The 18,929-nt window shown below is 67.4% G+C and carries 18 protein-coding genes; 9 read left to right on the forward strand and 9 right to left on the reverse strand.

The genetic code is table 11. The features are described 5' to 3' along the window. Window positions 1-10: 10 nt before the first annotated feature. The 3 genes from AWC17_RS18845 to AWC17_RS18855 form a co-directional block, all read right to left on the reverse strand. Window positions 11-1,783: an N-acyl-D-amino-acid deacylase family protein gene (locus AWC17_RS18845; protein WP_046182529.1), complete on the reverse strand. Its 1,773-nt coding sequence runs from the start codon at window positions 1,781-1,783 to the stop codon at window positions 11-13. A gap of 116 nt (window positions 1,784-1,899) precedes the next feature. Continuing rightward, a complete protein-coding gene (locus tag AWC17_RS18850; RefSeq protein ID WP_046182528.1) occupies window positions 1,900-3,036 on the reverse strand; it encodes a phosphotransferase in 1,137 nt (378 codons plus the stop codon). A gap of 110 nt (window positions 3,037-3,146) precedes the next feature. Beyond that, the gene (locus AWC17_RS18855) at window positions 3,147-3,767 is read right to left on the reverse strand and encodes a TetR/AcrR family transcriptional regulator (RefSeq protein WP_046182540.1); all 621 of its coding nucleotides are present in this window, start codon (window positions 3,765-3,767) and stop codon (window positions 3,147-3,149) included. Window positions 3,768-3,845: 78 nt separating this feature from the next. On the opposite strand from AWC17_RS18855, the gene AWC17_RS18860 reads away from it, so the two are divergent. Together AWC17_RS18860 and AWC17_RS18865 are read left to right on the forward strand one after the other, a co-directional pair. Next, window positions 3,846-4,985, forward strand: coding sequence for an Rv3169 family protein (locus tag AWC17_RS18860; RefSeq protein ID WP_046182527.1), 1,140 nt, complete (start codon window positions 3,846-3,848; stop codon window positions 4,983-4,985). Continuing rightward, window positions 4,982-6,067 (forward strand): phosphotransferase family protein, encoded by a 1,086-nt coding sequence (locus AWC17_RS18865; protein WP_046182526.1) that lies wholly within the window; start codon window positions 4,982-4,984, stop codon window positions 6,065-6,067. The genes AWC17_RS18860 and AWC17_RS18865 overlap by 4 nt, the downstream gene beginning before the upstream one ends. 10 nt (window positions 6,068-6,077) lie before the next feature. On the opposite strand, the gene AWC17_RS18870 is transcribed toward AWC17_RS18865, so the two are convergent. Next, the gene (locus AWC17_RS18870) at window positions 6,078-6,518 is read right to left on the reverse strand and encodes an ATP-binding protein (RefSeq protein WP_046182539.1); all 441 of its coding nucleotides are present in this window, start codon (window positions 6,516-6,518) and stop codon (window positions 6,078-6,080) included. A gap of 59 nt (window positions 6,519-6,577) precedes the next feature. Beyond that, window positions 6,578-6,955, reverse strand: a complete 378-nt coding sequence (locus AWC17_RS18875) for an STAS domain-containing protein (RefSeq protein ID WP_046182525.1) — start codon at window positions 6,953-6,955, stop codon at window positions 6,578-6,580. Window positions 6,956-7,315: 360 nt separating this feature from the next. Here AWC17_RS18875 and AWC17_RS18880 point away from each other — a divergent pair, with 360 nt between their 5' ends. The 3 genes from AWC17_RS18880 to AWC17_RS18890 all read left to right on the forward strand — a co-directional run bounded on the left by AWC17_RS18880 (window position 7,316) and on the right by AWC17_RS18890 (window position 10,024). Then, entirely contained in the window at window positions 7,316-8,443 is a 1,128-nt protein-coding gene (locus AWC17_RS18880; RefSeq protein WP_276807351.1) for a catalase family peroxidase, read from the forward strand. Then, complete coding sequence (locus tag AWC17_RS18885; RefSeq protein WP_082122891.1) at window positions 8,440-9,015, forward strand: cytochrome b; 576 nt, start codon at window positions 8,440-8,442, stop codon at window positions 9,013-9,015. Before AWC17_RS18880 ends, AWC17_RS18885 begins: the two co-directional genes overlap by 4 nt. A gap of 115 nt (window positions 9,016-9,130) precedes the next feature. Further along, on the forward strand, window positions 9,131-10,024 hold the full coding sequence (locus AWC17_RS18890) for a fructose bisphosphate aldolase (protein WP_046182524.1): 894 nt from the start codon (window positions 9,131-9,133) through the stop codon (window positions 10,022-10,024). A gap of 1 nt (window position 10,025) precedes the next feature. Here the strand turns inward: AWC17_RS18890 and AWC17_RS18895 are convergent, their stop codons facing one another. The 3 genes from AWC17_RS18895 to AWC17_RS18905 all read right to left on the reverse strand — a co-directional run bounded on the left by AWC17_RS18895 (window position 10,026) and on the right by AWC17_RS18905 (window position 13,457). Beyond that, on the reverse strand, window positions 10,026-11,114 hold the full coding sequence (locus tag AWC17_RS18895; RefSeq protein ID WP_046182523.1) for a DUF190 domain-containing protein: 1,089 nt from the start codon (window positions 11,112-11,114) through the stop codon (window positions 10,026-10,028). Window positions 11,115-11,190: 76 nt separating this feature from the next. Continuing rightward, window positions 11,191-12,363 (reverse strand): sulfotransferase family protein, encoded by a 1,173-nt coding sequence (locus AWC17_RS18900; protein ID WP_046182522.1) that lies wholly within the window; start codon window positions 12,361-12,363, stop codon window positions 11,191-11,193. Then, entirely contained in the window at window positions 12,360-13,457 is a 1,098-nt protein-coding gene (locus AWC17_RS18905; RefSeq protein WP_046182521.1) for a DUF1214 domain-containing protein, read from the reverse strand. Before AWC17_RS18905 ends, AWC17_RS18900 begins: the two co-directional genes overlap by 4 nt. 114 nt (window positions 13,458-13,571) lie before the next feature. Between AWC17_RS18905 and AWC17_RS18910 the strand changes: the two genes are divergently transcribed. After that, window positions 13,572-14,114: a TetR family transcriptional regulator gene (locus AWC17_RS18910; RefSeq protein ID WP_046182536.1), complete on the forward strand. Its 543-nt coding sequence runs from the start codon at window positions 13,572-13,574 to the stop codon at window positions 14,112-14,114. On the opposite strand, the gene AWC17_RS18915 is transcribed toward AWC17_RS18910, so the two are convergent. Further along, on the reverse strand, window positions 14,115-14,696 hold the full coding sequence (locus tag AWC17_RS18915) for a TetR/AcrR family transcriptional regulator (RefSeq protein WP_046182520.1): 582 nt from the start codon (window positions 14,694-14,696) through the stop codon (window positions 14,115-14,117). Between the two features lie 143 nt (window positions 14,697-14,839). Here AWC17_RS18915 and AWC17_RS18920 point away from each other — a divergent pair, with 143 nt between their 5' ends. From AWC17_RS18920 to AWC17_RS18930, 3 genes are read left to right on the forward strand one after another with little or no spacing between them, the layout of a single operon-like run. Beyond that, window positions 14,840-17,065: an acyl-CoA dehydrogenase family protein gene (locus tag AWC17_RS18920; RefSeq protein ID WP_085164942.1), complete on the forward strand. Its 2,226-nt coding sequence runs from the start codon at window positions 14,840-14,842 to the stop codon at window positions 17,063-17,065. Window positions 17,066-17,073: 8 nt separating this feature from the next. Beyond that, the gene (locus AWC17_RS18925) at window positions 17,074-18,282 is read left to right on the forward strand and encodes a thiolase family protein (protein WP_046186413.1); all 1,209 of its coding nucleotides are present in this window, start codon (window positions 17,074-17,076) and stop codon (window positions 18,280-18,282) included. A gap of 6 nt (window positions 18,283-18,288) precedes the next feature. Beyond that, window positions 18,289-18,702: a Zn-ribbon domain-containing OB-fold protein gene (locus tag AWC17_RS18930; protein WP_046186412.1), complete on the forward strand. Its 414-nt coding sequence runs from the start codon at window positions 18,289-18,291 to the stop codon at window positions 18,700-18,702. The last annotated feature ends 227 nt before the right edge of the window (window positions 18,703-18,929 follow it).

The raw sequence follows: 18,929 nt of genomic DNA on the forward strand, positions 1-18,929 counted from the left end.
GCGTCGAGCCTTAACGCGCTCCGCGCACCAAACGTCCGGGACGGGCCCCGGTGTCGACGTCGTCGCGCCGGGTCACGGTCCCGCTGACGATCGTGGCCGCGTAGCCGCTGGCTCCCTGCAGGATTCGGTTGCCGCCGGCGGGCAGGTCGAAGGCCATCGCCGCGGGATGCAGTGTCAGGGCGTCCATGTCGATGACGTTGATGTCGGCCTTCTTGCCCGGCTCGATGGTGCCGCGATCGGTGAGACCGAATAGGTGGGCGGTATCGCGGGACTGCTTGCGGATCACGTACTCCAGCGAGAGCTTCTCGCCCCGGCGCCTGTCCCGCGCCCAGTGCGTCAGCAGGAACGTGGGATACGAAGCGTCGCAGATCATCCCGCAGTGGGCGCCGCCGTCGGAAAGCCCGAGCACGCCGGCCGGGTGCAGCAGCATCTCCCGGATCGCGTCGCAGTTGCCGTCCGCGTAGTTGAACAGCGGCAGCATCAGCATGGCGGTCGCGTTCTGCTCGAGCATGAGGTCGTAGAGCGTGGATAGCGGGTCCTCGCCGCGGGCTGCGGCGATGGCGGCGACGGTACGGTCCGGGGTGGGCTCGTAGTCGGGCGGATTTCCGAGCGCGTACAGCCGTCGGAGCGAGTGCTGGACGAGCGCGAACATCCCGTCGAACAACAGCGTCGGGTCGGCGGGCAGGTCCTCGTCGGCCAGGATGGCGGCCTTCACCGCTGGGTCGGCCAGCCGCTGCGCGAGCTCCTCGCGGCTGTATTTCGCCGCCAGTCGGCGGTAGGTGGGCCGGTGGCTGAAACCGTGATGGCCCTGGAATCCGATCATCATGCCGAACGGGCGCGCGGCGACTTGCGGGTAGAGGCGGGCACCCGCCGCGTGCGCGTCCGCGGAAAGGTCCAGCATTTCGCGCCACAACTTCGGATCGGCGTCCACCTGGATCAGGGCGAACGACACCGGCCGGTCGATCTCGCCGCTCAGCCGGCGCATCCAGTCCAATTCCTTCTTCGGCGCCACGATGTCTTCGCCCGCGGATCCCTGCGGGGCCAGCTCGAATACCGCCTGACCGCCGGCGGCCATGGCCCGCCCGAGTCCGAACAGCTCATCCTCGGCCGCGAACGTGCCGGGCACGGGCTCGCCATCCATCGCGCGGTGCCCCATCGTGCGCGACGTCGAAAACCCCAGCGCCCCCGCCTCGATCGCCTCCCGAACCAACCGGCCCATCGCGTCGATGTCGTCGGGCGTAGCCGGCTCGTTGCGGGCACCGCGCTCGCCCATCGCGTAAGCACGGATGGCGCCGTGGGCGACCTGGCTGCCCACGTCGATCGCGAACTTCTGCTTGCCGATCGCGTCGAGGTACTCGGGGTAGGTCTCCCAGCCCCACGTGATGCCCTCGGTCAAGGCGGTGCCGGGGATGTCCTCGACACCCTCCATCAACTCGATTAGCCACTGCTCGGTGCCGGGCCGGACCGGGGCGAAGCCGACGCCGCAGTTGCCGGTCACGATTGTGGTGACGCCGTGACCGCTGGAGGGCTCGAGGAGGCCGTCCCAGCTCACCTGGCCGTCGTAGTGGGTGTGGATGTCGACGAAGCCGGGGGCCACCACACGGCCTGTGGCGTCGATGGTTTCGGCGGCCCCGGCCATCTCCAGACCGCCGGTCTTAGGGTCACCGGCGCCGCGGCGGACGACGTCGACGATCTTGCCGTCCTTGATGCCGATGTCGGCGGGATAGCGCTCCGCGCCCGTCCCGTCGACGACGGTGCCACCAATGATCTTTAGGTCGAACATGAGACTCTCCTTGCCGCCAAGGGCTGAAGACGCACAAGACCCGCAGCATTACGCTACGGGAAGTAGCGTAACTCGTGTGGCGGCCAGCGCAATAGGTTCGGGCCAAACTTGGTTCGTCAGAGGGAACTCTTCAGCGCCGCGACCGTTTCCAGATCGTCGAGCGCCGCGACGCCGCGCCGCAGCCCTTCCATGGCGATGTCTTCGACCTGCATGCCGCCCATTCCCGCGGTGATCAAAGGGGCCACATATGCGTAGAGCGCGGCCTGGCGGAACCGCAGCCAGAGTTCGTCGCGGTCCAGTTCGGGTCCACCGGCCGCCGCGAGGGCGCGGCGGTAGTCGTCGAGTAGCTCACGCTGGGTCGCTTGGCGATCTTCGGGCGTGAGGCTGGTGATCAGCGTGTAGGCCAGTTCACGGGACGGGTGCCCGCGCCGTACCGCCTGCCAGTCCAGGAGCCCCGCCTTGCCGCCGTGGAAGTACATGTTGCCCGGGTGAGCGTCGCCATGCATGACGGTGTGTGGGGGAGTGTCGATGAGGGCGGCAACCGCACGGTAGTTGTCGGCGATGAAACGGCCGTTCTCGACGGGGATCTCGGTGTGCTCTCCCAGGCGCTTGATCGAGGAGTGCATCAGCGGGCCGGTCAGCAGTGAGGTGACGTCGCCGGACGGCGTATAGAGCCAGCGCAGCGGGCCGCGCGCATCGCGGGGGAGTCGTGTCCAGAAGGTGGCGTGCAGGTCGGCCAGCAGCTCGACGATCAGGCTGGCCTGCGCGGGCGACAGCGGGTGCAAGGTGTCGGGGAACTCGCACGACTCGGCGGGGAGATCTTCCAGCACCACGAGGTAGCGCCCGGTCCATGGATCGAACGCCGCACCGTAGGCATACGGTGCGCCGACGACCTGCGGGGCGAGCTGGCGGTAGAACCGCACCTCCGTCTGCCCGAGCCGGCCCAACTCACCCATCAAGCGGGTGGCCGCCGTCTTCGCCGCGAGCTTGACGAACACCGAGTCGGGGACGTTCTTTCCGGTCAGCACCAGCCGTGCCCGCGCCGACGTCCCCGCGTCGCTCTCAAGGAGGCGGACGGTTCTGACGGTGGTGCCCATCACCTTGGAGAGCACCGCCGCGTCGATGTCCTGCACTCGGCGGGGCAAGCCCAACCGTCCACCGACCACCGCGTCGGTGGCCACCCGGCCCACGCCTCGGCCCAGGTGAGCGGCTAAGCCGACGGCTGAAACAGCCTGTCCAACAACGCTTGTCATATCCACCACGCAGTTCGGGAGCCGGGCCGTTCGGCCGGTTGGGCCGCCGAACCGGCGCAGGGGCCGTCAGACAAAAATACTCGAACGTCTGGACATCAGACAATACGCCGTTATTGTCTGATCTGTGGTACCAGGGCCCGCACCACGAACTGCTCGACGAACTCGCGTTTGTCCGCGGCCGGTCGGTACCGCCACGAGGGCGCCAGCAGAAACAAGGTGGTCGCGTGGAGCCACTGGACCACCGACCGCGGATCCAGATCGTCGTGCAAGCGGCCCGCCGCCTTCCACCGATCCAACAGCGGTTGGTAGTGCCGCAACAGCGTCTCCACGATGGGCGCCGAACCTTTCTCGAGGGCCGACGCGACAGCGGTGCTCTCGGCGGCGAACAGCGCCTCGTTCAGCGGATCGCCCTCCACCGACTCGACGCGGGCCAGCACCATCTGAGGCACCGACCGCACGGGATCATCCGGAGCGGCCAGCGAGCGCACCAACTCGCCGAGTGCGTGGTCGACGCGCGTCAGGATCAGGCCCAGCAGGACGTCGTCGCGGCCGGGGAAATACCGGTACACCGTGGACCGCGACACCCCCGCCTCGTCGGCCACCTCGCCCATCCGGAACTGAGTGTTGCCGCGGTGCACGATGCAGCGGCCCGCGGCGTCCAGGATGCGCCTGCGGGCCTCCTCGTCGTCGAGGATCGCGCGGTCGTCGCCCCACCGACGGCTCGGTTGCATGGCGCAGATGTTACGGGATCGGTTGGGCAGAGCAACGAATTCCATTGCGAATCAAGCACATCGCCAGAGAGGGCAATCATGGCTTACTCCGCTGCCGACGAGTCGTTCACTCACCAGCTCCCGACGACCTTCGACGCGGTGCACGACCCCGATCCGACGTGGTCGGATCGATGTTACTTTTTCGCGGCGTCGCCGGACGGCACGATGCTGTTGGCCAGTGGCTACGGCAACAACCCGAACACCGCGAGCGCACTCGGCTACGTCAAGGTCAGTCTCGCCGATGGCCGGCATTGGGACCTGCTGTCGGGTCGGCCGGTGACCGCTGGTGATCGCGCCGAGTTGAGCGCCGGGCCGATGCGGTGGACCTGCGTTCAGCCGCTGAAGAAGTGGCGACTTGACGTGGAACCCAACGGATCCGGAATCGAGTGGGAGCTCTACTACGAGCCCACCGCACCGATGTGGGAGTTACTGCCCATGAAGGTGGTGGGCGGCGACGGCCGGCTGCTCGCCGACATGTATCACATGAAAGAACCCGGACGGTGGAGCGGATGGGTGCAGATCGACGGCGAGCGCATCAGCGTCGACGGATTCCACGGCGGTCGCGACCGTACCTTCGGCTTGCGCGTGTCCGACAAGATCGACTTCTGGCTGTGGCTCGACGCCGGCTTCGACGACCACGCGATTGAAGCGTGGATCATTGAATCAGCCGACGGCACAGTGCAATACGTGGACGGCGGGATCACCTACGCGGACGGCACCTTGTCGAAGCGGTTCGTCAAGATCGAGCACGACGTCGAGTTCGACGGTGAGCGCAAGCGGCCGGTCCGCGCGGTCCTGGTCTTCACCGACGAGGACGGCAAGACCCATCGCGTTACCGCCGACGCCCCGCACCAACACGTCAACGCCTACTACGGGCTGCCGATGGCGCACTGCCAGTACGAGGACCTCGGCGCCGGTGTGTACTTCATCCATTTCGATTGGGACAGCAGCGATCTCGAGCAGCTCGCCGAGACGGAAGGAAACTCGATGGCGCTCGACCAGCTGATGCGCTTCGAGCGCGACGGTCACACCGGTTGGGGCATCTTCGAATTGCTGCTCGGCGGCGACGGCTACCGCCGGTACCCGAACTGGACGGCGATGGATATGTCGGCGTTCACCCAGGACAAGACCCCGGTCGAGCGCCTGCCGGCCGGTAGTGACGAAGGAGCCCGTCAGTGACGGTGGACGCCGACTTCGAGGAGCGCCTGACCGCCTGGCTGCGCACCCGACTGCCCGACTCCGGTGACGTTCGCGTCGAGGGCCTGGACCGGGTGAGCTTCGGGCATTCGGCCGAGATGCTGATGCTGACGGTGGTCAGCCAGGACGGTGATCGGCGTACACGCCAAGATGTGGTGCTGCGGCTGCGCCCCAGGCCTCCCGCGCTGCTGGAGCCCTACGACCTCGCACGCCAATTCCGCATCCTGCGCGCACTGCAGGACACCGCGGTACGCGTGCCGCGGGCGCTGTGGCTGGAGGAGACCGGCGAGGTGTTGGGCCGGCCGTTCTTCGTGATGGAACGCGCCGCCGGCGACGTCTACGAGATGCAGGCGCCCGCCGACGTCGCCGACCACACCGTGGTGCGGATGTGCCAAAGCTTGGTCGAGCAACTCGCCGCGATCCATTCCGTCGACCTGACCGAGACCGGGCTCGACACGCTCGATGACGGCGGCACGCACCTCGGCCGAGAACTCGACCACTGGGCGTCGGAGATGGACCGGGTCAAGCGCGACTCGCTGCCCGCGCTCGAACGGCTGCACCGGGCGCTGCGCGAACGGCAGCCCGCGCCATGCCCGACGATCACCCTGGTGCACGGCGACGCCAAACCGGGCAACTTCGCCTTCACGGGCGGGGAGGTGAGCGCGGTGTTCGACTGGGAGATGACCACGGTCGGCGATCCCCTGACCGACATCGGCTGGCTGGAAATGCTGTGGGTGCAGCCGGTCGGCATCAACAGCCATCCCGCCGCGCTCCCCATCGACGCCCTGCTCGCCCACTACGAGCAGGCCAGCGGCATCAAGGTGCAAAACCGCGAGTGGTATCGGGCCTTCAACGCGTACAAGATGGCCGTCATCTGCCTCATCGGGGCGATGCTCATCGAGGAGGGGCACAGCGATGATCAAAAGCTCGTCCTGGCCGCCTACGGCACCTCGCTGATGACCAGAGCCGGGCTCGCCGAGCTCGGCATCGACGAACCCCTCGACGACGGTCCGGTGCTGCCACGAGAGGAACGCATCCAGCAGGTCCTGGCGCATGCCACGTAGCGCGCAGGTTTTAAGTGTCGGACCGCCGGGTCAGGTCGGCCCAGGTCAATGTGACGCGGGTTCCGTGCGGCGTGAGATCGATGGTCACTTCGTCGGCGAGTGCCTCCATCAGCGGGATGCCGCGTCCCCGGAGCTGCTGATGGTGCTGGGTCGGAACTTTCTGGCGCCAGCGGCCGCGATCGTCGACCGCGACGGCCAGGGTGTCGGACTGGCGGTCGTAAGCTGCGCTCACGTCCAGCGTCCCGCACTGCGAGGCGTCGCAATAGGCGAATTGCGCGGCGTTCGCGATCGCTTCGTTTACCGCTAGCAGGACGTCGCTGAACCGGTCGGCATCGAGCGTGAAATGGGTTTCAAGCCATGACCCGAACTCGGCGCGGGCCCGAGCAGCGCTGCGCGGGTCGGCGGCGACGCGCTTCCGCACGAAGCGGGACCGGTCGTCGATGTTTGACACGCTTTGCGGCTGATGATCAGAGCGCCCCATCGTCCCCAGTTGTGCCCCCATCTCCAGATTCACCCACCAGCAATGCCGCTCAGCGCGTCGTCAAGCGAGCTGTAAAGCGCGAGCACGCTGTCGATTCCCATCAGCTTGATCGGCCTGCTCGTGGCCGAGCCGTTGGCGACGACGGCGAATTTGGTGGGCGGCTCGGTGTCCGCCTGCGCCGTGACCAGGACCGTCATCCCGGCCGACGCCAAGAAGTCCACTTTGGACAGGTCAACGATCAGCGCGGCGGGTTTGGTCGCCAGCGCGGTCTGAATCGCCTCGGCCAGATGCGGCGAGCTGAGCATGTCCACTTCACCCGAGACGGTGAGCACGACCGCCTGATCTACCTGCTGTTTTCCTACTGCAAAAGCGGTCGGATCGATTGGATCACCGGTTAGTTCGCCCATGGTCTATCACTCACATTCGGTCCCTGTTGGGACACTGCTAGCTCTCAAAACAGCCACTGCCAAGCCCCGGGGCTGCTTGTTCAACCCCATCGGAAAGCGCTTGCCCGTCGGAGGAGACACACTCCGTCGATCTGCGCGCCAGCTACAGATGCAGCCGCAAGTTGTTTACTCAATGGTATGGCACGCGGCAAACCACACTCAAAACGAGTGAACGAATCGCGACGTCGCGACGTCCTGTGAGTGTGTGCGAGCATCCCCGCAGAAGTTGCGCATGGCGCCGGCCCATGCGTGAATTAACTCCACCGGATTCGTGTCCAGGCTGGGCCCCGTGGCCTGCGCAAACACGGAAGGGCGGTGGCCGTGGAGCCCGGTGATGGCGGCGGCGAGGCGGACGACCCGCCCGGCGATGTCAGACCCAGCCGGCCCCTTGCCGACGCGTTGACACGACGGCGCGCGTTGCTGGGCATGGGTGCGGTGGCCGGCATCGCCGCGGTCGATGTGGGTGGGTTCGCCTACGCCGGCGGCTGGCTGCGGCCGGGCGCGCTGACGCCGCCCCGGTTCGCCGACCGCTTCGAACACGTCTACGGACGTCACGACGGTTTTCGCCGCAACCACGCCAAGGGGCTCAGCGCGGTAGGAACCTTTGCGAGCACCGGGGCGGGGGCGGAGGTCTGCCGGGCCGCGGTCTTCCGGGCGGGAAGCGTGCCGGTAATCGGCCGGTTTTCCCTGTCGGGCGGTCTCCCGGATCAGGCGGACATGCACGGCACAGTCCGGGGACTGGGCCTGCTGTTCCAGGGATCGGACGGCCAGCAATGGCGCACCGCGATGATCAACATCCCTGTCTTCGCGGACAGCACGCCCCAAGGGTTCTACGACCGGCTGCTCGCCTCCAAACCCGTGCCCGAGACCGGCAAGCCCGACCCCGAGCAGATGGCCGCCTTCCTCGACCGCCATCCCGAGACCGTCGCGGCGATGAAGGTCATCAAGCAGGCCCCACCGAGTGCGGGGTTCGCCGACAGCGCGTTTTACGGCCTGAATGCGTTCCGGTTCACCAACGGCGCCGGAGCGAGCGTTCCGGTGCGCTGGGCCGTCCTTCCGCAGCAAGCGGCGGGCGTGCCGGTGTCCTCGACCGGCAAGGATTACCTGTTCGACGAACTTATCCACGCGCTCGCCCAGCGACCACTGAGTTGGCGGCTGGTGCTCACCATCGGCGAGCCGGGTGATCCGACCAACGACGCCACGAAAGCCTGGCCGCGGGAGCGCCGCACCGTCGACGCCGGCACCATCACCGTCACGGCGGTGCAGACAGAGGCGCCCGGCAACGCCCGCGATATCAACTTCGACCCGCTGGTGCTGCCGGACGGCATCACCGCCTCCGACGACCCGCTGCTCGCCGCGAGATCAGCCGTCTACGCCCGCTCGTTCACCCGCCGCGCCGAGGAACCCAAGAAGCCCAGCGAAGTCGACGTCTCCCGGGTGCTCCAGTGAAGGAAGGCGCCGCCACGACCCGGTTCGCGCTCCCGTCCCGCGTGCTGCACTGGCTGATGGCGCCGATGGTCATCGCGCAACTGCTCATCGGCGTCACCATGGTCGCGGCCTTGAGCTACTACCCGCTGCTGCTGGCCATCCATCGGCCTCTGGGTGTGCTGATCCTGGGGTTCGCCGTGGTGCGGCTCGCGAATCGGCTCAGGCACCGGCCCCCACCGTTTCTGTCCACCATGAGCGGCGCCGAAAGGCGCATCGCGACGTGGTCGGAATACCTGCTCTACGCCCTGCTGCTGGTGCAGCCCCTGACCGGGTGGGCCATGCTGTCGGCGGCGCGGTTCCCGGTCACGCTGGTGGGCCCGCTGCGACTACCCGGCATCGCGCCGCACAACATAGACGTATTCGCGGTGCTGCGCGAGTGGCACGGCGCCTTCGCGTTTCTGCTGTTCCTGACGTTTACCGCCCACATGTGCGCGGTGCTCTTCCACACGCTCGTTCTGCGCGACCGGCTTCTTGATCGCATGGCGCTGTGGCGCGTCAGACCCGCCTCCCCGCCGGACCAAGCCGAGCTGTGACGACCGGCCTCCCCGGGCTCTGATCGGCCGAATATGATCGGCACGATTATCTCAAGGGTGCGGAGCACCGCAGGCGCCGTGACCGTACGGGACCACGAAGGAGTGGAGAACTTCCATGCCGAACGAGAAGCAAGCGGACCGGATGACGTCGGGGAAGGGATTCATCGCGGCGCTCGACCAGAGCGGCGGCTCCACGCCCAAGGCGCTGCGCCTCTACGGCATCCAGGACGACGCGTACTCCTCCGAGGAGGAGATGTTCGACCTCATTCACCAGATGCGTTCGCGGATCATCACCGCCCCGGCGTTCACCGGTGACCGCGTGCTGGCCGCGATCCTGTTCGAGCAGACCATGGACCGGGAGATCGCGGGCAAGCCGTCGACCACCTACCTGTGGGAGACGAAGGGCGTGGTGCCCATCCTCAAGATCGACAAGGGCCTGGCGGAGGGGTCCGACGACGTGCAGTTGATGAAGCCGATCCCGGGACTGGACGATCTGCTGGAACGTGCGGTCGGCCTGGGTGTCTTCGGCACCAAAGAACGGTCGGTGATCGGCGGCGCCAACCCCAAGGGGATCGCCGCCGTGGTTGCCCAGCAGTTCGAGCTGGCCGGTCAGGTGCTCTCGCACGGTCTGGTGCCCATCATCGAGCCCGAGGTCACCATCTCGATCTCGGACAAGGCCGAGGCCGAGGCGATTCTGCGCGACGAGATCGCCAAGCAACTCGAGAACCTGCCCGACGGGCAGCGCGTGATGCTCAAGCTGAGCCTGCCCAGCGAGGTCAACTACTACCGCCCCCTGATCGAACACCCGAAGGTCATGCGGGTGGTCGCCCTCTCCGGCGGCTACTCGCGCGAGGAAGCCAACGAGCTGCTGGCGAAGAACACCGGGTTGATCGCCAGCTTCAGCCGTGCGCTGACCGAGGGGCTGACCGCCGACCAGTCCGACGAGCAGTTCAACGCCACGCTGGACAAGGCGATCCAGTCGATCTACGACGCCTCGGTCGCCGGCTGACCTAGTAGCTGTGATGGGCCATGCGCGGCGGGCCCTCGTCGGTGTCGTGTTCGTCCGACACCACCGCGGGCACCATCTCGCTAGTCACCAGCCCGTCGTCGCGGGTCAATTCGTCTATCACATCGAAGGATTCGGAGATGTTGGCCGGGGTGTCGACGACGATGGTCACCACGGGGACGCGGCGGCGTAGCGAGAGCCACTTGTCACCGTGCGGTTGATGGTCCCCGTGGTAACCCCAGATGCCCCGCAGCACCGTCGCGCCGTCGGGCGCCTCGCGCTGATAAAGCCGCTGCACGATGGCGCGGTGAATCGGCACCCCGTCATGTAGTGCCGACTCGGACGTGTAGATCGTCAACTTCTGGAACAACGCCAAACCGCAGTCGTCGAACCCCGGGAGAGCGTGCGGCCGCTCCAAGAGTTCGCCGTCCCGTTTGCACACACGGACCCGCTCCAGCGTCATCGTGGGTCGGCGCAGCAGCGCCGCCAGTTCCGGCAAGACCCCTCCGATGCGCTCGCCGGATCCGACGGCGACGATCATCATCGGCACGTTGGCGTTACGACCGAAGAAGCGCGCACGTTGCCGCTGCCCGTGGGTGACGCCGTCCACCCCCAGCAGCACCGACGCGCCGGCTATTCGGCGCCGATGTAGCAGATCGCAGACGCCGACATAGGCCGGCGCGCCGTCGACGCGTTCCTTGCGGCCGACGTAGACCGTCAGCTTGACGGCTTCGCGCAACTCGTCGGGGAGCTCCACCGGCCCGAGGAACGCCCCGTCCTCGCGCAGCAGCCGCGCCCGCTCCAATGTGACCAGGCCGCGCTGCTTGACGGCGAGCACTTGGTCGAGCAGGGCTTCGATCTTCGCCTTCGTGTCGACGGCAACGATCGCGACGGGCGGATCATGGGACAACGTCAGCGACTCGTCGGTTCTCAGGTGGCGCCCGCTCCCGAAGCCGCCGATGCCGCGCAGCACCACGCCGCAGGCGACGCGATGCCGGGCATACAGGTCGAGCAGCACATCGGCGACAAAGCCTTCGTCAGTTCGCCGACACTCGGCCAGATAGGTGGTGAGCTTCAGGCAGTCTTCGTCCATCGCCGCTCCAGTCGCTTTGCGGCGATCCTACTCGCTTCAGACCCCAAGCGTCACAACGGTGTTCGACCGGCCCGCGTCACCGCAGCTTTTCGGTCGGCACCGCGTAGCGGTCCTGGTAGGCACGCACCCGTTCCCGCACCTCGCCCGCCTCAAGGCCGGTGTCCGACCAGGTGTAGCGGCCACGACCGCCGTCGCCGGGGTGGGCGGCGAGGAATTCACGCATCTTCTGCTCGGCGTCGGGTCGCAGCTCGCGATCCAGCCGCTGGTAGATGTCCTTGATCGTGGTCCACGGGTCGTTGATGAAGTCGCTGTACTGCACGTCGATCACGCGGTCCGCCGGCACCGCCCCGCTGTCCCGCAGGGCCATCTCGCGCTCCAGACCGACGACGATCTCCTCGTAGGACTGCGCCGCGCACTCGGCGATGCTGGACTCGTCGCTGCACATCCGGCGTAGGTGGTGGGTCAGGGCGGCGATCGACGAGATCACATTGAGCGGGTCGCGGTGGGTCTGCACGATCAACGCGTCGGGGTATTCGGCCAGCAGCGTGTCGAGCTGCCACAGATGCGCCGGAGACTTCAGCAACCACTGACCGGACACACCGGACTGCAAGTGCTGCAGGAAGATTCGGTGATAGCGGTAGGCGCCCGCGTGGTCCGCCTCATAGAGCAGCCAGCGGTAGTAACTGGGCAGGCGGTACTGCACCGAGAAGATCATGCTGACGAACTCACCGGCCGTGATGCGCACGCACTCCTGCCCGACGAGGGCGCCCATCGGATGAAACGCCAGAAACCCCGGCATGATCTGTTCGGACATGTCGATGCTGGCCTGCGTCTGCGCGATGCGCGGATCGTCGTGATAGGTGTCCGGCTGAGGAACCGGACAGGGCTCGTCGACCTCCCACGTCAACGGGGCGCGCAACTCGGGATCCTGGGCCAGTAGGTCGTAGAGGATCGTGGTGCCGGTGCGGGGCTGGCCGACGATGAATATCGGCGCCGCAATCGGTTTGGTGGCGATCTCGGGATGTTGCTTGCGCCAGGCGATCACGCCCAGGCGATTCTTCAGGGCCCGCATGATGTCGAGGTGGGCGATCTCCACGCCGATGTCCGACAGGCGCGCGTCGTTGATCAGCCCGTCGGTCAGGCGGTGCAGCCCGGGCCGCCAGCCCTCGGCACCGAAGTCGTCGCTTCCGACTTCCTCGCAGGCGGCGGCGATCAGCCGCTCGGGGGCGAAACGGTCCCGCAGTGTCATACCGGCTCCTCACATTCGCGCACCGACACCGTCACGTCAGGAGGGCTGGGGTTGTCCAGCCAGCGCAGGACGATGAAGCCCCGATGCCGGCCACCGGTGTCGAGCCAGTGGCCCATCCCGAAGTCCTTCGCGGACAGCGCGATTCGCACCCGGCCGTCCGCATCGGGCGCCACGCCGCGGTTCGTCACCGAGCTGTGCCGGGCGCGCGGTTCCAGGCATTCGTGCCAGATGCTTTCCAGCGTGACGTTCCAGTACCGGGTGTCCGGGGGAGCGATGTCGAGCACCAGGGCCTCGTTGGGTCCGAGCCGGTAGGTCCCGATCATGTACAGGTTGTCCGGGGTGGTGTCGGCGGCGCCCAGGCTGGCGGCCTCGGCGGTCAGCAAGGTGTTGGGCGCGTCGAGCAGCTCCGGCTTGATGGTGCGGTGCAGCGTCGCGAGCTTCATCAGTGACCAGGCCATCGCGGTGAACTGATCGGCGAGCTCGCCGTCCGTCAGCGGTGTCAGCGGTCCGGGGTCCAACGCCTCGATCCGCAGCGTGGCCAGCTCTTCGCGCGCGCGATCACCGATGTACTCGCGGACCACCACCGACGACGCGTCGTCGGGAATCTTCACCCACTGCGCGCCGGCGAGATCGGAAGGTTCGTCCGCCGAGAGCACGAGCGCGAATTCGCCTGAGTCCAGCGCCAAGTCGACGTCGCTGACGTATCCCGCCATGCGGCGTGGCGTGAGTCCAGTGCCGGCCAGAATCTGCAGCCCCAGGTAGGCGCTGGTGCCCCGGGAACCGGTGATGCGGTAGCTCCGGTCGCCACGAATCATCGCCAGGTAGTAGTTACCGTCGGGATTGGGACCGCCGACCATGCGGTTCTCCGAGCACATATCGAAGAAGGAGGGCCGCTCGGCATCGGCCTCGACGGACATCTGCGCGCACAGCGACGAGACGCGGGCGATCAGCCGCAGCCCTTCGAGCAACTCCCGCTCGGACTCGGCGTCCTCGGTGACGATCTTGGTGACGTCGGTGACCATCTGCTGGAAGAACTGCCACGCGGCGCGCGCCTTCGGGGCCGTCTGATCGGACGAATCGGGAGTGTGAGACATCGTCTCATGCTAAGACTGTGTCTTACGATTAGGCGTCGATTCGCGGGAAAAGGTGGGGGCTTGGCTGCTGCAGTGTCTGCCACGCCGTCGTTGGCGGAACGGAAACGAACGGCGATGCGTCAGCGTATCGCCGCCGCCGCGGCTCAGCTGGTCGCCGATCGCGGTTTGGCGGGCACGACGGTGGACCGCATCGCCGACGAAGCCGACATCGGGCGGGCGACCTTCTTCCGGTACTTCAACTCCAAGGAAGACGCTGTCGCCGAGGGCATGACCGTCCATTGGCTCAACCGGATCACCGCCGCCTTGGCGGCCCAGCCCGAGCGCTTGAGCGCCACCGACGCGGTCATCGGCGCCTTCACGGAGCTGGCCGGCGGGTTCGCCGACATCGAGGACCAGATTCGTGAATTGGCCGTTCTCACAAGGTCTTCCGAGACATTGGATGCCTGGACACTGCATATCTATGTGCGGTACGAGCTGGCGATCGCCGACCTGATCGCGCCACGGCTGCCGCGCTTGGCGGCGCAGGACCCCCGGCCCAGGCTGATCGGCGCGCTGGCGATGGCGACGGTGCGCATCGCCCTGGATGACTGGCTCAGCCACGGTGGGTCCCTCCCGGACCGCGTGGGTCAGGGCCTCGCCGCCATCAGGATCGGCTGATCAGCCCCGCAGCGCCTCGACGATGAGGCGCGTAGTGCGTTCGGCTCGTCGTCGCGAGTACGGCTGGGCGCCGGAAAGGATCGGATACACCACACCGCCGACGATCGCGTCCGCTGCCGATTCGGCGGTGGCGGCGGCGATGCCGTCCGCGAGCAGCCGGGCTCGCACGCTGTCGTGCAGCGGCGCGCTGAACCCGGCCCGCAGTCTGACGGCGGTGTCCTCGTGTTCCATGCAGGCGACCGTCAGGGTCCGCAACATGGCGGAGCCACGGGCGGTCGTCAGACTGGTGACCAGCTTGCCCACCCACCCCACCAGGTCGGCGGCCAGATCGTCGGTGTGGGATACCGACGCCAGCAACTTGTCGGCGTCCTCGAGCATGACGTCGGCGACTAGGGCCGGGCGGCTGGGCCACCACCGGTAGATGGTCTGCTTGCCCACCCCGGCCCGAGCGGCGACCGCCTCGATGGTCAGACCGTCGAACCCGCGCGCGAGCAGCAGTTCGCGCGTGGCGGTGACGATCGCCGTGCGCGACTTCTCGCTTCGGCGCCTCGGCGGGCTCACCTGGGTGAGATCGCTTGGCATATGGTGATCCTCACTGCCGCGGTGGCCCGCTTTACATCGCCTGACTACCCCCGGTAGTCTGCCACAAGACGAGACGGTCCGTCTTGTAACTCGGAAGGATAGCAGTCCGTGCGGCCAACCTTAGTCACCTCTCGGCCGCCATCGTGACCCTGGGACTGAGCCCGGAGCAGCAGGAGCTCAGCGCTGCCGTCGGACAGTTCGCCGGCCGGCACGCCCCCATCGCCGCGACCCGCGACAGTTTCGACGACCTCGCGGCGGGGCGCCGGCCCGGATGGTGGGATGCCCTCGTCGGCAACGGCTTCCACGCGGTGCACCTGCCCGAAAGCCTCGGCGGGCAGGGCGGCCGATTGATCGACGCCGCCTGCGTCCTGGAGGCGGCAGGCAAGGCGCTCTTGCCCGGCCCGCTGTTGCCGACGGTCGCCGCGGGAGCCGTCGCGTTGCTGGCCGACCAGACACCGGCCGCCGAAGCATTGGTGCGCGACCTGGCCGCCGGCGCAACCGCGGCCGTCGTGCTTCCCGACGACGGTGACTTCAGCGCACGCACCGACGACGGGGGATGGCTGATCACCGGCACGTCGGAGGTCACCGCGGGAGTGTGTGCGGCGCGGGCGGTCCTCGTCGCCGCGCGTGCGGAGGACGGCGACCTGGTCTGGGTGCCGGTCGACACCGAAAAGCCCAGGGCAACAGCCGAACCCGTAAACGGCACGGACCTTGTCGCCGACGCCGGCATCTTGCGCCTCGACGACTACCGCGCGGCCGATGCCGAGGTGCTCACCGGCATCGATCCCGACCGCGCGAGGTGCGTCACGGTGGGCCTCCTGGCCAGCGCGATGGCGGGAATCGTGCAGTGGTGCGTTGAGGCGGTCACTGCGCACCTACGCAGCCGCGAACAGTTCGGCAAGGTGATCGGCACCTTTCAGGCGTTGCAGCACAACGCCGCGATGTTGTTGGTCAGCAGCGAGCTGGCCACCGCGGCGGCCTGGGACGCGGTGCGCGCCGCCGATGAACCGATCGACCAGCACCGCATCGCCGCCGGCGGTGCGGCGGTGATCGCGATTTCACCGGTGCCCGATCTCGTCCTCGACGCGTTGACCATGTTCGGCGCCATCGGATTCACCTGGGAGCACGATCTGCACCTGTACTGGCGGCGGGCGACCAGTCTCGCGGCCTCGATCGGCCCGGCGAATCGCTGGGCCCGGCGCCTGGGGCAACTGACCTGCACCCAGCAACGCGACATGTCGGTCGACCTCGGCGACGCGGAATCGGAGTTCCGGTCATGGGTGGCCGAAACCCTCGATGCCGCACTGCTATTGCGCAACGATCAACCTGGGCGACAGGGCGACTACGAAGAGTTCGAGACGGGACCGCAGCGCACCCTGATCGCCGACGCGGGCTTGATCGCGCCGCACTGGCCGGCGCCCTGGGGCCTTGATGCCGGCCCGCTGCGGCAACTCATCATCGACGACGAGTTCGCCAAGCGACCGGGTCTGGTCCGCCCCTCCTTGGGCATTGCCGAGTGGATCCTGCCGTCGGTGCTCCGGGCCGCGCGGGCCGATCTGCAGGAGAAGCTGATACCGGCGACGCAACGCGGCGAGATCTCGTGGTGCCAGCTGTTCAGCGAGCCGGGTGCCGGATCGGATCTCGCCGCACTGTCCACCCGGGCCACCAAGGTCGACGGCGGTTGGAACATCAACGGGCACAAGATCTGGACGTCGGCGGCGCATCGGGCTGACTTCGGCGCCCTGCTTGCGCGCACCGATCCCGAAGCCGGCAAACACCGCGGCATCGGCTACTTCATCATCGACATGCGATCCGCCGGGATCGAGGTCGAGCCGATCAAGACGGCCACCGGCGACGCACACTTCAACGAGGTCTTCCTGACCGACGTGTTCGTGCCCGACGACATGCTGCTCGGCGACCCGACCGGGGGGTGGAACCTCGCGATCGCCACCATGGCCGAGGAGCGTTCGGCCATCAGCGGTTACGTCAAGTTCGACCGCGCCGCGGCGCTGCGGCGGCTCGCGGCCGAACCGGGACCCGACCGCGACGACGCGCTGCGCGCGCTCGGCGAACTCGACGCGTACACCAACGCCATCAAGGCGCTGGGGGTGCGGGAAACCATCCGGCTGCTCGACGGCCAGGCGTCGGGCCCGGCGTCCAGCATCGCCAAGGTGGCGATGAACGTACTGCTGCGCAGAACATTCGAGGCCACGCTGCAGCTGACCGGGCGCATGGCGATGGTTGCCGACTCCGACCCCGACATCGTGGAGCGCTACCTGCACCTGCCCGCCGAGTTGATCGGCGGCGGAACCCTGGAGATTCAGCTGAACATCATCGCGCAGATGATCCTCGGACTACCCCGAAAGTAGGATGACGCATGGGATTACGCGGGGAAGCCGCGATCGTCGGCTACGTCGAGCTTCCGCCCGAGCGGCTCAACAAGGCCTCACTCGCGCCATTCGCGATCGAGCAGTGGGCGGAACTCTCCGCGGCCGCACTCGAGGACGCCGGACTGCCGGGTGACGTCGTCAACGGGATCGTGGCGTCGCACTCGGCGGAGTCCGAGATCTTCGTCCCGTCGACCATCGCCGAATACCTCGGCATCGGAGCCCGGTTCGCCGAACACGTCGACCTCGGGGGCGCCAGCGCGGCGGCCATGGTCTGGCGGGCGGCCGCGGCGATCGAACTGGGGATCTGTGACGCCGTGTTATGCGCGCTGCCGGCGCGATACATCACCCCGTCGTCGAAGAAGAAGCCCAGGCCGTTGGTGGATGCGATGTTCTTCGGGTCATCGAGCAACCAATATGGTTCTCCCCAGGCCGAATTCGAGATCCCCTACGGCAATCTCGGCCAGAACGGGCCCTACGGTCAGGTGGCCCAGCGCTACGGGGCCGTCTACGGCTACGACGAGCGGGCGATGGCCAAGATCGTCGTCGACCAGCGTTTCAACGCCAACCACACCGAGGGGGCGATCTGGAAGGACAAGCCGCTCACGGTCGACGAGGTCCTGGCCAGCCCCGTGATCGCCGACCCGCTGCACATGCTCGAGATCGTCATGCCCTGCGTCGGGGGCGCCGCAGTCGTGGTCGCAAATGCCGATTTAGCCAAGCGCGCGCGCCATCGTCCGGTGTGGATCAAGGGATTTGGCGAACACGTGCCATTCAAGACCCCGACTTACGCCAAGGACCTGCTGCACACCCCGATCGCCGAGGCCGCCGACACCGCGTTCGCCATGACGGAGCTGAGCCGCGAGCAGATGGACATGGTGTCGATCTACGACTGTTACACCATCACCGTGCTGCTGTCGCTGGAGGACGCGGGCTTCTGCGAGAAGGGCAAGGGGATGGAGTTCGTCGCCAACCACGACCTCACTTTCCGCGGCGACTTCCCGCTCAACACGGCGGGTGGGCAACTGGGCTTCGGTCAGGCCGGGCTGGCCGGTGGCATGCATCATGTCTGCGACGCCACTCGTCAGATCATGGGCCGCGCGGGTGCGGCGCAGGTCGCCGACTGTCACCGCGCCTTCGTGTCCGGCAACGGCGGGATCCTGTCGGAACAAACCACGCTGATCCTCGAGGGGGATTGATCGGAAATGGCCACCTTCGAGCGCCCGATGCCCGTCAAAACCCCCACCAGCGCGCCCTTTTGGGATGCGTTGGCGCAGCACCGCATCGTCATCCAATACTCGCCCTCGCTGCAGAGCTATGTCTTCTACCCGCGGGTCCGCGCGCCGCGCACGCTCGCCGACGATCTGGAATGGCGCGAGATCTCCGGCATGGGAACGTTGTATTCCTTCACCGTGGCGCGCCGGCCGGTCAGCCCGCACTTCGCCGACGCCGTCCCACAGTTGCTGGCGATCGTCGAATGGGACGAGGGACCAAGGTTTTCCACCGAGATGGTCAACGTCGACCCCGCCGACCTCAGGGTAGGGATGCGGGTGAAGCCGGCGTTTTTCGACTACCCGGAGCACGACGTCACGATGCTGCGGTACGCGCCCGCCGACTGATGCACACCCGCCGCCGGTTTGCGCCGATTGAGTGGCGAGGCGAGGGACTAATAGTCCCTAAGGTGTCGCTGGCGAAGCCGTGAAGAGGCTGGTGGAGCGGGTCGGCGGCGAGGGCAATGTGCCGTTGCGATGCAACCCTTTAGCTGCGGCGCCGAATCGCCTCCGGGGCGGCGCACATGGTTGACACTGTGATCGGCGCCATTATCTACTAGTCACTACATCGTTGA

Source organism: Mycobacterium nebraskense, from assembly GCF_002102255.1.
GTDB lineage: Bacteria > Actinomycetota > Actinomycetes > Mycobacteriales > Mycobacteriaceae > Mycobacterium > Mycobacterium nebraskense.

Coding starts and splice junctions, on each gene's coding strand:
- AWC17_RS18895 (WP_046182523.1), bottom strand. CDS start 11,114: ATGGACGAAGACTGCCTGAAGCTCACCACCTATCTGGCCGAGTGTCGG.
- AWC17_RS18910 (WP_046182536.1), top strand. CDS start 13,572: ATGCGTCAGCGTATCGCCGCCGCCGCGGCTCAGCTGGTCGCCGATCGC.
- AWC17_RS18925 (WP_046186413.1), top strand. CDS start 17,074: ATGGGATTACGCGGGGAAGCCGCGATCGTCGGCTACGTCGAGCTTCCG.
- AWC17_RS18915 (WP_046182520.1), bottom strand. CDS start 14,696: ATGCCAAGCGATCTCACCCAGGTGAGCCCGCCGAGGCGCCGAAGCGAG.
- AWC17_RS18905 (WP_046182521.1), bottom strand. CDS start 13,457: ATGTCTCACACTCCCGATTCGTCCGATCAGACGGCCCCGAAGGCGCGC.
- AWC17_RS18900 (WP_046182522.1), bottom strand. CDS start 12,363: ATGACACTGCGGGACCGTTTCGCCCCCGAGCGGCTGATCGCCGCCGCC.
- AWC17_RS18890 (WP_046182524.1), top strand. CDS start 9,131: ATGCCGAACGAGAAGCAAGCGGACCGGATGACGTCGGGGAAGGGATTC.
- AWC17_RS18930 (WP_046186412.1), top strand. CDS start 18,289: ATGGCCACCTTCGAGCGCCCGATGCCCGTCAAAACCCCCACCAGCGCG.
- AWC17_RS18875 (WP_046182525.1), bottom strand. CDS start 6,955: ATGGGCGAACTAACCGGTGATCCAATCGATCCGACCGCTTTTGCAGTA.
- AWC17_RS18850 (WP_046182528.1), bottom strand. CDS start 3,036: ATGACAAGCGTTGTTGGACAGGCTGTTTCAGCCGTCGGCTTAGCCGCT.
- AWC17_RS18845 (WP_046182529.1), bottom strand. CDS start 1,783: ATGTTCGACCTAAAGATCATTGGTGGCACCGTCGTCGACGGGACGGGC.
- AWC17_RS18860 (WP_046182527.1), top strand. CDS start 3,846: ATGGCTTACTCCGCTGCCGACGAGTCGTTCACTCACCAGCTCCCGACG.
- AWC17_RS18855 (WP_046182540.1), bottom strand. CDS start 3,767: ATGCAACCGAGCCGTCGGTGGGGCGACGACCGCGCGATCCTCGACGAC.